The organism is Terrabacter sp. AAH1 (genome assembly GCF_054456855.1).
Window position 1 is genome coordinate 58,605 of record NZ_JBTJJV010000014.1, and the last position, 14,155, is coordinate 72,759.

Sequence of the window (14,155 nt, forward strand, 5' to 3'; positions counted from 1 at the left end):
TGCGTCGGAGCGGCCGCGATGACTGCGATCGGTAACATTCTGGTGGTCTGCACCGGTAACGTGTGCCGCTCGCCGTACATCGAGCGGCGTCTGCGCCAACTTCTCGCAGGCACCGACGCTGTTGTCCAGAGCGCCGGTACTCGAGCCCTCGTCGGCAGCGACATCGAGACCGGATCGAGTGTCCTGCTCTTGGCCGCGGGTGCGGAGGTGGCCGGCTTCGCCTCGCGCCAGCTCGTCCCAGCCATGCTCGGCGGGGCCGACATCGTTGTGACCGCAACCCAGCAGCACCGTGGAGACGCTGTCGCCCTCCACCCTCGCACCTTGCGCAAAACGTTCACGCTGGGCGAGCTCGCAGATCTCGTTCGGCATGTCGACTTCTCCGCTGAGGCCCGGCAGGCCCCAGCCAGTGTGCCCTGGGCCGCGGTTGTCGCAGAAGTCGCTCGCGGGCGGCGGGGACTCAAAGCGGCGCGTCGGGCCGACGAATCAGATATTCACGATCCGTTCCGCCGCGGTCCAAAGGCGTATGAGCGTATGGCGCGCGAGATCGAGGCCGAGATTGGTGTCGTCGCCGCAGCGTTGAGGGCTCGGCCTGACCGGCGGAGCATGACTCCATGATTGGGGTCGGGAATCTTGCAGTGCCGCAAAGTAGTTGCCGGCCACGAGACGGCTCGCCGGCCTGAGGGCTTCCTTGCCGTCGATGTGGGGAATCGGACACGTCCGAGTGTCAGCAATACGACAAGAGCCCGCGTCTCCGGCGATGGCGGTACAAAGACAGCCATCGCGGGAAAGTTCGTGCACCTGCGAATCTTGACCAGCTCCTCGAGCCAAACAACCGGGGCATTGTCTATGCTTGGTGAGGTCGTGGCTCGCCGCCTCCAGACGGTAACTCTGTTCGCCAGAGAGGATTTGCCTTGGGTCTTGTCGGATGGTGGCGCGGTGCCCGTCGGGCCCCTGAATCTGCGGCTTTCACGGGGCACTCTGTTGAATCGTACGTCGAGGGTCTATTTGTCAATCGCACGCAGGAGATCGCTGACTTCGCCAGGTTAAGGGCCGACAGAGACCCGGGCCTATTGGTGCTTTCGGGGCCCCCGGGCAGTGGTAAGACATGGATGCTGCATCGCTTGGCGCGATCAATCGAACCCCCGGCGTCCGCGCTACTAATTGAGCCGCCTAGCGGAACGTGGGGCACTATTGAACTCGTCGTGAACGTGGCCGACTCCATGGTCCGATCCGGGATTCGAATGGATTCGACGGCGAGGCTTCAGGCAAAGTATGACAGGGCCATGACGAAGGTTAGAAACCAATCGGATGGCGCGTTCGACCCTTGGCTCCGCTCTGCGAGGGGAGTCGATTACGTTGGATTTGATCCCGCTGCTTCCGAATACATTTCTGGCTTCTTCGCCTCTTTCCTCGCCGTTGATGAGCAAAGGTTGCTTCTGAGCCCAGAAGGTCAATTCATTGGAGCGCTCGCTGACGACCTCGAGCGAGTGTCGTCGCCCAGCGAGTTGGTCATCCTCCTTGATGATGTTCACGCTGTTCAGGGTGATGTCAGTCTCTTGCGATCGCTTCTACGATCACTGTCAGCGCGCTTTCTAGTCGTCGTCAGCACCGAACGTGAACACTCAATAATGCTTGAGGGCACGCGGGTCGCGCAGAAAACCCTTGCCGGACTGGAGCACCCAGAGCTTGCTGCCGCTGTCAAGTTGCACGCCCGGCAACTGGGCATCGAGATGAGTGACCAGGAAATCTTGGACGTCAGCTACTTCTCATCCGGGCTCCCTCTGGCCGTGAAGTTGATCGTCGAACTGAAAGCGCAGAGCCCGGATCGAAGCCTCCCCATGGTTGGACCCGAGGTAGAGCGACGGATTGCTACCGTGATGATGAGGCAAGTCACGACCAGGCAGCGATCAACCTTCCAGAGGCTCGCGGTACCACGTTGGTTCGATGACGCACTTCTCTCCTGGCTGGTGCAACAAGGTCTCGCTGAACCCGCCGCCCTCGTGGCTGTCCGAGATAATCCCGTGATGCTCAAGAGTCGGAATAGGACCTCCGTACACCCTTTGGTGCGCCATTTTATTGCTGCTCAATTCATGGACGACCATCAGGACGACTACATGCGGGTGAACGTTGCATGCCGCGATTTCCACTTGGCGCGCTTCGAAACGAGTGACATGTTGGCCCCGCGGGGGGCCGACACGCGCCGCACGGCGGCCCTGGAATATGTGCACCACGCCTTCAACATCAGCGAAAACGAAGGCATGAAGGCGCTGGCCAGCGCTCTCTCTCGGTTGCTTGAGCTCTCAGAGCTCGATGCTTGCGCTGCGCTGTTAGGTGAAGTTTCCGTCCCAGAAATTTCGGGATGGAATGCCGCGAGCCTGAACTTCTTTCTGGGTGACCTCGCTTACCGACAGTCGCGGTGGGCTGACGCGGAGACTCAACTTCGCCAAGCTACACAAGATGGATTTGAAGGTCACCCACTTTTTGCGACTGCTTGTATCACTCTGGGTCGGCTAAAATATTCACAGGGCGATCTTGACCAGGCGGCAGACTGGCTTGTCAAGGGCCAATCCAACGCCCAGGGAGAAGGGCTTCGCGGCTATGCCGAGGAGCAGTTGGCCAAGATCAGGAGGATGAGGGGGGACTTGCCGTCCGCCCTGGCCCTCCACATCAGAGCTATCGAGCGATCGAGATCCTGCAATGCGCAGTATTCACTGGCCTCGAATCTTGGCTCGTATGGTTCCACCCTCATCATGTCGGGCAAGTTGGATGAGGGCATTGCGAAGTTGGCAGAGTCAGTCAGTCGAAGTGAGAATGAGGGGTACGAGCATTTCTCATGCACCGGCAACAGGAGTTTAGCCTGGGGGCTCTTCCTCCGGAAAGACTATGAAGCGGCCTTGGGCTGTGCGCGCAAAGCAAAGTCTCTTGCGGAACGCCTTGGTGACACGTATAACGAAGCCGTTTCGGATTACATGCTGCTCGCCATTGCGACCAAGCGCGACGCGCGGCTCGACCCGACTGACGTCGAGGCGTGGGAACAGGCAATCTCTCGTCTAAGCGTTCTCGGCGCCAAGGTGGACGAGGGAAATGCGCGTCTCGCGCTGGCTGAGGCAATGTTGACAGAGTTTGAAGGTGAAGCGCTGCTGACAGCGCACATCGACGCCGCGCGAGAAAGGTTCGCGGAGGCGTCGTTTCCGATCGGATCTGTTTGGGTGCAGATCGTGATGGCTAAGCGCGAACTTCGCGCAGGCCGGGCCGAAGGCGCGGTCCGTATGGCGGTCGAAGCTCAGCGCATGGCTGCAACCATGGGCGCTGGCTACATGGAGAGCGAAGCAAAGAGGATCTCTGAAGCCGCACGGGCGTCCTGATCCAGTTCTGGGTCCACAGAATCTCATTCAACACGAGGGATCTCCCATCACGTTGAAAGGAATTGTGTCGTTTGCGTCGTAGGGCCGCAGCGACAGTTCGAGTGCGTGAGTGTCAGTGATCGGCTGGTAGACGTGCGCGACCCGAGGTGGAACAGCAACTAGTTCCCCCGCGTGATGGTCACACGCTCCGTGCTCACCCGAATCAAGATTCTTGTAAGTGGCATGTAGAGAGCCGCGCATGATGTAAAGGATTTCGCGCTTCCGCTCATGGTAGTGGTTACCCCTGAGCTGTTTCGCATCCTTCAGAAACTCGACATAGGCGATAAACCGAATGTTGCTTCCGTTGATGATGCGTGCAAGCTCGCCAGCCTGCGAATGGACTCTCCCGCCGAGCTGTGGTATCGGCGGTTCACTCCACGTGAGCTCGATGGAAGACACGCCACCTAGGAGTCTCCTCCATGGGGGCTGGCCCAAGCGGGACAGGGCATCATCCATTGCGGGGCTGCCAAACGTCTGCCAGTGCGCAATCCCATTTGAACTTATACTCATCGTTGGGATCGTAGACGTGCGATTGAAAGTTGTAGACGATGACCTCCGGCATGCTCAGGCACTTCCAGCCGTGAAGTATGCCCGGTGGGATTATGACCAAGCCAGGCATTTGGGTTCCGATAATGAAGGTGTCGACTCGTCCGAAGGTGCCTGAATTCTCCCGTAGATCTGCCAGTGTGATCTGAATCTTGCCGCGCGTCACTGCGAATTGATCGGTGTGAACCCGGTGCAGGTGCCAGCATTTCACGACGCCGTAGTCGGTGGCACTCTGGTATATATGTGCCGGCGTGATGAAACCCCAGGGCTCACTCCACAGTTCGATGACGTCCCCGCGCCCGTCTAAGTTCACCTCGAGCCTTTTGAAGGAAACCCCATCAATCGAGGGGGAGTTAAGTGTTGGTGGAGCGAATGACACGGACTGCAGCCATTCGACAGTCACCTCGTCGACGTTCACGGAACACCCTTCGAGTTTGGGGGCATGCTGATCCGAGGATACAGATCAACGTCGTGCGACACGGGACCATGTGTCGATCGAGTCGACGCGGTGCGGGCCCACCGGTCAGACTATGGCTCGAGGGGCGGCACGGCGTTGCTGAGCGGGCAGTCTGCAACTCACGGTTCAGGTGAGAGCCCACTGCCCGAGGGCGACTAGGGTGTCAGTCGGGTGGGAGTGACTCCTTACTCACGCGAACCGCGGCGACAGCTCAGCTGCGGAGGGCGAGGTGGGTGTGAGAGCTAGACGCATGACCAGGGGGTCGGCCGGGCGACCCGGCCGCCAGCGGAAGGATCGAGAAATGCCTCCAGCACAGTCCCCTGAGGCCGACGCATTCTTAGCGACCGCGGCGCAGGTGGGCATCAGTCTCGTCGCGTTTCTTGGGGGCTTCTTCACGATGCGACTCCAGGCCTTTGCGCAAGATTGGCGCGAACTCCGGGGAAGCATCAAGCGGCATGGACTAGATGAGCGTGCCGCGCGTGTACGGTTGGATGCTTTGGACGAGGAGGCGTCCGAGGAGGAGCGGGAAGCGGCGCGTGCTGGTCACGTTGCTGAACTCAAGGTGATTGCGCCTCTTCTTGCGCAACGCCAAGCGGCCCGTCTTCCAATTGAGATACCTATCCAGTTGATCTTCCTATGTGCTCTCACCTATGTTGGCGTGTGGAGGCCGATGTCGATGATGGGCGCATTCGAGGCGAATGAGAAGCTGAATATTCTTGGCCCAATTCTTGGAATCGTAGTCCTGCTCTGGCTCGTGATGATGCTGGTTGCGGTGTCCTCATGGCGCAGAATGAGACGGGAGGGAAAGGCAGTTGGCGCCACGAGGTGGCGGCGATTGCAAGGTGCAGTGCGTCGTATTGCTGCAGCTGCACGCGGCGCGAGGTGACACGGTCGACCTCATTCAATGCTGCGCTGCGGCCAGCTCAGCGCAGCAGCTCGTGCCAGCCATGTTCGACGAGGCAGACCTCGTCGTCACCGCCACACAGCAGCACCGCGGGGAGGCCGTCGCGCTGCACCCCCGGCGCCTCGCGCAAGGCCTTCACGGTCGCCGATTCCGCCGTCTGGTGCGCGAGGCCGACATCGCCGCCGAGGCCCTGTCGGCCCCAGAAGGCATACCGTGGGCCGTGGTCGTCGCCGATGTCGCCCGGGGCCGTCGCGGCCTCAACCTGGCCCGCCGCGGACGAAGCGGACAGCTACGCCCCATACGGGCGCGGGCCCGGGGCGTATGACCGGATGTCGCACGAAATCCAGTCGCAGATCGGCGTCGTCGCCGACGCGTTGAGGCCGCCGTCCATCTGACTCGACGCCGGACAGGCCCTTGCTGCAAAGCGACTCGCCTCTAGCATGTCCTCGGGGGAAGGGAACGTCGTGCCGCCTCGTGCGGTGGAGGGGGAGTTCGGGCTATGCACAGACGGGTGGCCGCGGCCGGGCTCGTGGCGTTTCTCGCCATCGACATCGGTCTCGTCGTCATGGCGCTGCGGGCTGGTCGTAACGCGCCGGCCGCCTCGCCGCAGGTGGCCGCGACCCTGACCGCCCCGGGGACGGCTCCCGCCGGCGCGACCACGCCAGTCCCCAGCATCCCCCCAGCCCCCTCGACCACCACGTCGGCGACCACGGCGCCCACCACGCCGGCGAGCGAGCCGTCGGCCGGGGTGGTGCCCGTCGCCCGGCTCGTGTCGGCGCTCGACGCCACGACGGCGTGGCGCGCCACCGTGGGGTCATGCACCGCCGGGGGAGCTCGCGTCGAGGTCAGCACCGACGGCGGGGCGACGTGGACCCGGCTGCGCTCACCCGCCCGGGCCGTCGCCCGGGTGCAGCCGATGAGCAGGACCGAAGCCTTCGTCATCGGTGCCGGCGCCGAGTGCACGCCGAGGCAGTACGCGACCAAGGACGGCGGCGAGACCTGGGGCCCGTCGACCGTGGTGCGCGGCGGGTGGGCCCGCAGGCTCGACGGACCGACCCGGGTGCTCGCGCCGCGGGCTGCTCGGGCAACGCCCTGCGGCCAGGCCACGGTCGTAGACCTCTCGCGCACGTCCGCCACGCAGGCCGAGGCGCTGTGTGCGGGCGGCTCCGTGGTCGCCACGAAAGACGGCGGCCTCACCTGGACCGATGCCGGCAGCGCCCCCGGGGCGGTCGCCCTCGGTACCCGACTCAGCGCAGGCGGCGCCCCGAGCACGTATGCCGTCCGCGTCGTCGCGAGATGCCGGGGACTGCAGGTGGTCCGGGTTTCCGCCGACCAGGGCGCCGCGCCGATCGGGTGTGTCGGCGCCGAGGCGGTCGCTCCCGGTCAGGTCGGGCTCTCCGTCACCGCGGCAGCCGGGTGGATCGTCGCGGGCGACCAGACGTGGGTGTCGTCGCGCGACCTCACGTCGTGGAAGCGGGCGTGACGCGCGTGCCGGCCGTGCGTCGTCCTAGTCCGTGTAGGAGTTCAGCGCGTCGTCGCGGATGGCCTTGCCAAGCTCGTCCATCTTCGCCTCGTCGACGATGTCGATGGACGCGCCCTGGGGGCTCCTGCCGAAGCCGGTGAACGGCGCCGTGATGAAGCGGATGTCGCTGCCGCGCAGGCCACGCATCGCGAAAGCCTCGGAGCGCATCGTGCCGACGTCCAGCCTCTGGTCGACGGTGAGGTTGCTCGTGGCCGCCTCGGTGAAGTCCTTGAGGCGGATCGGGTTCGCCAGGACGTCCCTGCTCAGCGTCTTGAGCATGAGCGCCTTGATGAAGGCGAGCTGGCGCTGGCCTCGCGAGATGTCACCCTCGCTCAGCTGCTTGCGCTGGCGGACGAAGACGAGCGCCGTCTCCCCGTCCATGTGCATGATGCCCTTGCGGAAGACCTTGCCGTCGCCCTCGGAGGCCTCGGCTACGTTGACGTCGACGCCGCCAACGGCGTCGGTCATCGACTTGAAGCCCTCGAAGCCGAGCATGGCCACGTGGTCGATGCGAATGCCCAGCAGATTCTGCATGGTGCGCACGAGCAGCGGGGCGCCCCCGAAGGCGTAGGCGGCGTTGAGCTTGTTCTTGCCCTTGCCGGGGATCGAGACGTACAGGTCGCGGGGAAAGTGGATCAGGCTGACGTCCGAGTGGTCCGTCGGCACGTGCACGAGAACCATGACGTCGGAGCGGGCGCCCTCGCGCCCGGGACCGGCGTCGTTGCCGATGATGAGGTAGTTGGTGCCGGCCCCTTGGGGTACGTCGACCGCCTGACCTGCGTCGTTTGTGGGGTTGGCATCATCGGGCAGCAGCTGCTCGGTCTTGATGTTGCTGCTGACGATCTGGTTGAGCCACACGAGGTAGCCACCGAGGGCCAGCACGGGCACCAGGAGCAGGACGATCGCGGCCACGAGCACCTTGCGGTTGCGTCGCTTCTCGCGCGGGTTCGGTCGGCCGTCGGAGCTGTCGCCCGGACCGCCGTCCCAGCCGTCGTCCGACCCTCCCGAGCCGTTGGCGGCGCCGACCTGCCGACGGTCGAACAGATCTGCATCTCGCTCAGGGGTGCTGTCCACGGCGCCAAGTGTAGGTGTCCGGAGCGGGTGCCACTGACGCCTAGAATGGCGGCCGTGGTTTCAGGACGAAGACGACGAATCAACTCGGACGTCCCTCTGGCCATCGGTGGGGCCATGGTCTTCGTCGCGTGGGTGTGGCTCCTCACGCGCGCCACCGGGCCACTCGTCACGGTCTTCGCCTTTGCCTCGGATGGCCGCCCGAAGCTCTATGCCGGGCTGATCGCCGCGCTCGCCGGACTCCCGGGTCTGCTGCTGACCCTGCCCCGCGCGCTTGCGCCCGCGACGCCCGTGGTCGTCCCCACGGCGCGCAGCCGCCGCCAGATCTCCGCTCGCCGCTCGTCGTTCCTGCGCACCGACCTCCTCGGCGTGGCGGCGTTCCTGTTCGCGCAGGCGCCGCTCCCTGCTCCGTGGGGCCCCGTCGGCAAGGCCGCCACCATCGCGAACATCACCAGGTCGCCAGAGATCGTCGAGCTCAGCGCGCGGTTCGCGAACTACTCTCTCGGCATCTTCGCCGTAGGCGTCGTGGCCGCGGTGATCGCGAAGGTGTACTCGCATGCCGCGGCGTTGCGGGTGCTGGCGATCATCCTCGCCGTCGGCACGCCGGTCGTCGCTTGGGTGCTGGTCGTCAACTCGATCCGCTAGTGGCTCCCACCGCACGGAGCTGCTGACGTCGCTGAGTCGGTCCTGTCAGCGGCGACACGAGTCGGCCGCTCAGCTTCCGGGCGTTGACCGACCGATCGAGCGAGCCCAGCTCCAAGAGACGCGCGAACTCGGAAGGGCAGGCCCCGGATCGTCTCGCCGATCCGGGGCCCGGTCTCGTGTCCAGGACGGACGTGGCCTCGTCAAGGACGAGCAGCGACGGTGCGCTGAACGGCGCGCAGGCGATGCCGACCCGTTGTCTTTGTCCGCCGCAGAGCCGGGTGCCTCGCTCGCCGAGCTGCGTGTCCAGTCCCTGCGCGAGATCCGCGACGAGTGCCTCCAGCTGGCTGGGCGGAAGACAGTCCACAGCCCGGCCTCGTTGACGTCGTCCCACTACGGATCGAGGTCTGCTGGCCTCGGAAGCCTCGAAGGACCCGTCTCGGTGTGTCGTCACGAAATGCTCCTGCGTGCCACGGATGTGCAGTTCTGCAGGCCACCGAACGCGGCGAGAGACGTGCGCCAAACGGCGAAGGTCTCCTCGTTCATCCGGTGCCCGCGCGCAGGGCACGCGGCTTGACCTGCCGCTTGTAGAGCCGTGCCGCAACTCCGAAGTACGCCACCAGGGCCACCGCGGGCAGCGGGGCGACGACGAGCACTCCAACGACGATGGCCGGGATGGCGACGCCGCCCGACATGACGCCCACGACGTCGCCGACGGTGAGGTTGACGAGCTGGCTGACCGAGTCGTTCATCGTGGGCACATGCTCTGCCGTGCTCCGCCGCGACGCGGCTGCGCACGGGGTCAGGATGACGGTCAAGGTGCGGCGGTCGAGCTGACGCCGCGTCGTTGCCACGAACCCGACGGCGCCGGAGTCGGTGGGATACCGGTGGCGCGGGCGACCAGCGGGAGCACGTGGGCTACGGCCAGCATCTCGAGAGTCGCGATGACGAGCCGGCCGACCGTCGCGAGCACCGGCTCCTGCTTGGTCCTCCGGTCGAAGATGTCATGCAGCGTGCTGACATCTCGCGCACGGCTCAGCCCCCCGCCCGCACCACGCTGCGCATGCTGCCCCTGACGAGGAACGGCTTCTCGATCAAACGGTAGAAGAGTGCGGCCACGAGCACGGTCGCGGTGCCCGCGACGGCGAGGGCCAGCAGTGTCGTCAGCCCGATACCCCACTCCACCTGCCGCCCGAGCTGCGCCGTGAGCAGCAGCACCGGCTGGTGCAGCAGGTAGAAGCTGTACGAGATGACACCCAGCGCCGTCAGCCAGCGCAACGGTCCCGCCTCGAACACGTGAGCCGGCACGCGCGCCAGCAGCACGAGCAGGCAGACGGCCACCACCCCGAAACCCAGCGCGCTCACCGGACCCCACCCGGCGGCATACCCGGCCAGGCCCACGGCGAGCCCGACGGGCAGCGCGAGCGCTGCGCGGGCAGGGTGCGAAGGCCGCGGCGATCGGACGAGCGTGGCCGCCCACATGCCCAGAGCGAACTGGAACCAGCGGGCCGGGAACAGCTTGTCGGTCGACGGCATCAGCCCGGCGGGGTGCCCCTGCCCGGCCCACCACAGACCGAACGCCGCCCACGCCAGCGCCACGACGCCGGTGGTGAGCACGACGCCGCGCAGGCCCCAGCGCCGGTGGACCAGCAGCAGCAACGGGAAGCCGAGGTAGAGCGTGGCCTCTAGCGAGATCGACCACAGGGAGCCGTTGACCGCCCCCAGCGTCTCGCCGAAGAGGGGGAAGGTCAGGGTCAGGTGCGTCCACGCATCGAAGGGCGATAGGTCTCTGGCGACGAGCCGCTCGCGCAGCGGCGGGACCAGCTCCAGTCCCATGACGAGGATGACCGCCGCGTAGTAGGCGGGCAGCAGACGGTAGGCCCGGCGGCGGAAGAAGCGACGCGGGTCGAGGCGGCGCACGCGGCCGTCGCGGATGAGCGGCAGTGTGAGGCAGAAGCCCGAGAGCACGATGAAGATGTCGACCCCCGCCCCGCCGAAGCCCATGGCACGCACGAGCACGCCGTCAGCGGACAGCTTCGGTGGTCGCACGTTGTCGAGCCAGTAGCCGTGGATGTGCAGCAGGAACACCCACAGAGCGGCGAAGCCACGCAACGTGTCGACGTAGGCGAGCCGCCGCGTGGCGACGGCAGCCTTCGACGAGGCCGCCACCGTCGGTGCCGGTGTGCTCGAGCCCTCCATGCTCCCCCTTCACCTCGCGAGGTGGACCACGCCCCCGTGCCCAGCCTCGTGTCCAGTTCGCGTCATCGTAGGAGGCGATCGACCTCTTGGTGCATGCGTTCGTGGAAACGCGCCTCGGAGAACTGCGCCGCGTGGGCGCGGATCGCGTCGGCGTCCCAGCGCCTGGCGCGGTTGGCGACGACTGCCGCACGGACGGCCCCGACGGTCGGCGCATCGAAGAAGGTGCCGTTGACCTGCTCGTCGATCGTGTCCAGGTAGCCACCGCCGCGCAGGGCGAGGGTGGGCATGCCGAAGGCTGCCGCCTCGAGCGGCGTGAGACCGAAGTCCTCGAGGCTGGGGGCGAGGAGCGTGTGCGCGTGGGCGTAGGTCCACCTCAGCTCGGCATCCGTCAGGTCGCTGAGGATGCGCACGTTGTCGGGGGCTGCGGCCCTGAGCTGTGCCGCGAGCGGACCCGAGCCGACCACGACGAGGCGCTCACCGAGCCCCCTCACCGCCTCGATCGCGACGTCGACGTTCTTGTAGGGCAGCAGGCGCGAGACGACGAGCAGGTAGCGGTGGTCGGCCCAGCCGGCGAGCGCTTCGACGGGGTGCTGCGGCTGACCGGCATCGACGCCGAACGGCGGCGGCACGACCTCGGCCCTGATGCCGTATGCCGCCGTGATGCGTTCGCCGACGACGGTCGAGTTCGCGAGGTAGCGGTCTGCCGACGCGGCCGCGCGCCGGTCCCAGCGGCGCAGCCAGCCGCTCAGCAGGGTGAGTCCATGACCGGGGAGCGACCGGTGCGCGGGACCGCCGAGGTAGGCCTCGGCCTGGTAGAGCCACCGCGCAGGCGCGTGGCAGTAGACGAGCTTGCGACCCGTCGTCGGCACGCCGTGCGCCCACCCGGAGCTCGACGCGACCACGACCTCCGCGTCGACGCGAAGTCTCGAGACGGCATACGGAAGCAGGGGCAGCGCGACACGGTGCTTGCGGCGCAACGGTGCCAGGCGGTCGATCGGGGAGACGACGACGTGGGCGTCGCGGAACTCGGGATAGGTGCCTGCAGGGTCGTAGAGAGTGGTGTGGATCGCAGCGTCCGGGAACGCGCGGTGCAGCGCCAGCACGACGCGCTCGGCGCCGCCGCGCTGGGTGAGGTAGTCGTGGGCGATCGCGACGCGCGGTCGATCGGTCATGGTCTCCGATCCAATGGGGACGTACGGCTACATTCGGGCAGGTGCCGAGCCTCAGTCTGAGCCACCGCAGCGGCGTCCTGGCGGTGAACGGCAGATTCCTGTCGCAGATGACGACCGGCACGCAGCGCTACGCACTCGAGCTCGTGACCCGGCTCGCGGCCCGGCACGGCGAGCGCGTCGTCGTGCACGTCCCCAGGGGAACCGTCGTTCCCGATCCGATCGCGGGCGTCGTCCGGGTGCGCGAGTCACGCGCGACCGGGCAGGTCTTCGAGCAGCTGGTGCTGCCCTGGCTCGCGCGTCGCCACCTGCTGCTCAGCCTCGGTGGGCCCGCTCCCGTGCTCGCCCGCAACCAGGTCGCCACCCTGCACGACGTCTCGGCCTTCCGCCACGGCGAGACGTACAGCCGCGGGTTCCGCACGTGGTACCGGCTGATGTACCGGCTGCTGGCCCGGCGGGCCGGGCGGGTGCTCACGGTGTCCTCCTTCAGTGCCGGCGAGCTGGCGGCCGTGCTCGGCCTCGAGCCGGACCGCGTCAGCGTGGTGCCGAACGGGAGCGACCACGTCGACCGGTTCACGCCGAGGCGGCCCGACCTGGCCGGCGTCGAGGGGCTCCCCGACGAGGGATCGCCGTGGGTGCTCTGCGTCGGCACGTTCGCCCGGCACAAGAACCTCGCCCCGGCGCTCGACGCCCTGGAGCAGGCCGGCATCCGTTCGGTCGTCGTCGGCGCGCGCGGCGACAGCCGCGTCTTCGCCGACGCCGGGCAGGGACGCTGGACCCGGGCGACCTTCGCCGGGCGACTTTCGGACGACGAGCTGGTGTGGCTCTACCGCGCCGCGACAGCCCTCGTGTTCCCCTCCCTGTACGAGGGGTTCGGCATCCCGGTCGTCGAGGCGCAGCGTCTCGGCTGCCCGGTCGTCGCGCTGCGGGCCGGGCCGATGGTCGAGGTCGCCGGCGAGGGCGCCGTGCTGTGCGACCCGGCCGAACCGCAGCAGGTCGTCGAGGCGGTGCTGGGGATCGCCTCGGACGCCGGCCGTCGCGCGGCGCTCGTCGAGGCGGGACGGCGCAACGCCGAGCGATACACGTGGGACGGCTCGGCGGACCTGCTCGAGCGGGCGCTCGCAGAGGCGGGCTGGAAGGTCTGAAGGGGGACGAACGGGATTCTCCGGTCCAGCCCCGCCAGATCGATCCGGTTGCGATACTCGGGCCATGCCTGAGGCCCCGTCCCTGTCGGTCGACGTCGTCGTCGCGACCTTCAACCGCCCGGACAACGTGCGAATCTGCCTGCAGCACCTGACCCGTCAGACACGCACCCCCGACGAGATCGTCGTCGTCGACTCGTCCCCGCACCGCCTGACCGCCGACGTCGTCGCCGACTTCCCAGGGATCCGATACATCCGAAACGACGCCGGCCCCGGCACGCTCGCGACGTCGCGGGCGATCGGCGTCGCCGAGACGAGGTCGGACGTCGTGGCGTTCATCGACGACGACGCCTACGCCGAGCCCGACTGGCTCGAGAACATCCTCGCCCGCTACTCGGACCCGTCCGTGGGAGCCGTCGGCGGCCGCGCGAGCAACGGCCGTCCGGGGGAGGAGCACGAGGGGCACGACGCCGTCGGGCGGCTGCTGCCCGACGGGACGCTCACCGGCAACTTCGCCGCCGACACCGGCCGTGACCTCGACGTCGACCACGTGCTCGGGGCCAACATGTCGGTGCGCCGCTCGGCGCTCGAGGACATCGGCGGCATCGTCGACCTCTTCCCCGGCACCTGCCTGCGCGAGGAGAGCGACATCATGCTCCGGCTCGGCCGCGCCGGTCATCGCGTCGTCTACACGCCCACGGCCCTCGTCGAGCACGTGGCGGCGCCCTACACGAAGGGACGCCGCTTCGACGTGCGCTACACCTTCTACGGCAACCGCAACCACGTCGTGCTGCTGTCGCACGCGTTCGGGATGGACGCCCCTATCCTGCGCCGTTACTACGGGGTGGCTCTGCGCCAGGTGTGTGACATCGTCCTCGACGGCGCCAAGGCGGTCGTGGCCGGCGGCCGCACGCCGCGGCAGCGGGCGCGCGCCGTCGGCGGCAGGGCGCTGCACGCCTCCGCCGCCTTCGGTGGCCTGGCCGCCGGCACCACCGCAGCGATCCGCAACCGGCTCGGCGACCGGCGACCGTCACGGGCCTGACCCGTGCCAGCCGCCTACGTCGTCCTCAGCCACACCGAACCCGATCAGGTCCTCCGC

14 protein-coding genes are annotated in these 14,155 nt (G+C 67.2%); 7 read left to right on the forward strand and 7 right to left on the reverse strand.

All coding sequences use genetic code 11. From position 1 onward, the window contains the following. Nucleotides 1-18: 18 nt before the first annotated feature. Both ACXR8F_RS17855 and ACXR8F_RS17860 read left to right on the forward strand, forming a co-directional pair. Nucleotides 19-615, forward strand: a complete 597-nt coding sequence (locus ACXR8F_RS17855) for an arsenate reductase/protein-tyrosine-phosphatase family protein (protein ID WP_458802520.1) — start codon at nucleotides 19-21, stop codon at nucleotides 613-615. Between the two features lie 296 nt (nucleotides 616-911). Further along, nucleotides 912-3,365 (forward strand): AAA family ATPase, encoded by a 2,454-nt coding sequence (locus tag ACXR8F_RS17860; protein ID WP_458802521.1) that lies wholly within the window; start codon nucleotides 912-914, stop codon nucleotides 3,363-3,365. 27 nt (nucleotides 3,366-3,392) lie between these two features. Here the strand turns inward: ACXR8F_RS17860 and ACXR8F_RS17865 are convergent, their stop codons facing one another. Then, nucleotides 3,393-3,803 (reverse strand): cupin domain-containing protein, encoded by a 411-nt coding sequence (locus tag ACXR8F_RS17865; RefSeq protein ID WP_458802523.1) that lies wholly within the window; start codon nucleotides 3,801-3,803, stop codon nucleotides 3,393-3,395. 49 nt (nucleotides 3,804-3,852) lie between these two features. Then, on the reverse strand, nucleotides 3,853-4,368 hold the full coding sequence (locus tag ACXR8F_RS17870) for a dTDP-4-dehydrorhamnose 3,5-epimerase family protein (RefSeq protein ID WP_458802525.1): 516 nt from the start codon (nucleotides 4,366-4,368) through the stop codon (nucleotides 3,853-3,855). Between the two features lie 340 nt (nucleotides 4,369-4,708). Here ACXR8F_RS17870 and ACXR8F_RS17875 point away from each other — a divergent pair, with 340 nt between their 5' ends. Together ACXR8F_RS17875 and ACXR8F_RS17880 are read left to right on the forward strand one after the other, a co-directional pair. Then, nucleotides 4,709-5,293: a hypothetical protein gene (locus tag ACXR8F_RS17875; protein WP_458802526.1), complete on the forward strand. Its 585-nt coding sequence runs from the start codon at nucleotides 4,709-4,711 to the stop codon at nucleotides 5,291-5,293. Nucleotides 5,294-5,810: 517 nt separating this feature from the next. Beyond that, a complete protein-coding gene (locus ACXR8F_RS17880) occupies nucleotides 5,811-6,794 on the forward strand; it encodes a beta propeller repeat protein (RefSeq protein ID WP_458802527.1) in 984 nt (327 codons plus the stop codon). A 24-nt stretch (nucleotides 6,795-6,818) separates the two neighbouring features. Here the strand turns inward: ACXR8F_RS17880 and ACXR8F_RS17885 are convergent, their stop codons facing one another. Beyond that, nucleotides 6,819-7,907 (reverse strand): LCP family protein, encoded by a 1,089-nt coding sequence (locus ACXR8F_RS17885; RefSeq protein ID WP_458802529.1) that lies wholly within the window; start codon nucleotides 7,905-7,907, stop codon nucleotides 6,819-6,821. 54 nt (nucleotides 7,908-7,961) lie between these two features. Between ACXR8F_RS17885 and ACXR8F_RS17890 the strand changes: the two genes are divergently transcribed. Next, complete coding sequence (locus ACXR8F_RS17890; RefSeq protein ID WP_458802531.1) at nucleotides 7,962-8,549, forward strand: hypothetical protein; 588 nt, start codon at nucleotides 7,962-7,964, stop codon at nucleotides 8,547-8,549. Here ACXR8F_RS17890 and ACXR8F_RS17895 read toward each other — a convergent pair. The 4 genes from ACXR8F_RS17895 to ACXR8F_RS17910 form a co-directional block, all read right to left on the reverse strand. After that, nucleotides 8,533-9,114 carry an ATP-binding cassette domain-containing protein gene (locus tag ACXR8F_RS17895; protein WP_458802533.1) on the reverse strand — a complete coding sequence of 194 codons (582 nt, stop codon included), beginning with the start codon at nucleotides 9,112-9,114 and terminating at the stop codon, nucleotides 8,533-8,535. The genes ACXR8F_RS17890 and ACXR8F_RS17895 overlap by 17 nt on opposite strands. Beyond that, nucleotides 9,089-9,298, reverse strand: coding sequence for a hypothetical protein (locus ACXR8F_RS17900; RefSeq protein WP_458802535.1), 210 nt, complete (start codon nucleotides 9,296-9,298; stop codon nucleotides 9,089-9,091). The genes ACXR8F_RS17895 and ACXR8F_RS17900 overlap by 26 nt, the downstream gene beginning before the upstream one ends. A gap of 283 nt (nucleotides 9,299-9,581) precedes the next feature. Continuing rightward, nucleotides 9,582-10,745, reverse strand: a complete 1,164-nt coding sequence (locus ACXR8F_RS17905) for an acyltransferase family protein (RefSeq protein WP_458802537.1) — start codon at nucleotides 10,743-10,745, stop codon at nucleotides 9,582-9,584. 62 nt (nucleotides 10,746-10,807) lie between these two features. Continuing rightward, nucleotides 10,808-11,917 carry a glycosyltransferase gene (locus tag ACXR8F_RS17910; protein ID WP_458802539.1) on the reverse strand — a complete coding sequence of 370 codons (1,110 nt, stop codon included), beginning with the start codon at nucleotides 11,915-11,917 and terminating at the stop codon, nucleotides 10,808-10,810. A gap of 41 nt (nucleotides 11,918-11,958) precedes the next feature. On the opposite strand from ACXR8F_RS17910, the gene ACXR8F_RS17915 reads away from it, so the two are divergent. Both ACXR8F_RS17915 and ACXR8F_RS17920 read left to right on the forward strand, forming a co-directional pair. Beyond that, nucleotides 11,959-13,059, forward strand: coding sequence for a glycosyltransferase family 4 protein (locus ACXR8F_RS17915; protein ID WP_458802540.1), 1,101 nt, complete (start codon nucleotides 11,959-11,961; stop codon nucleotides 13,057-13,059). Nucleotides 13,060-13,123: 64 nt separating this feature from the next. Further along, nucleotides 13,124-14,098: a glycosyltransferase family 2 protein gene (locus ACXR8F_RS17920; RefSeq protein ID WP_458802542.1), complete on the forward strand. Its 975-nt coding sequence runs from the start codon at nucleotides 13,124-13,126 to the stop codon at nucleotides 14,096-14,098. The last annotated feature ends 57 nt before the right edge of the window (nucleotides 14,099-14,155 follow it).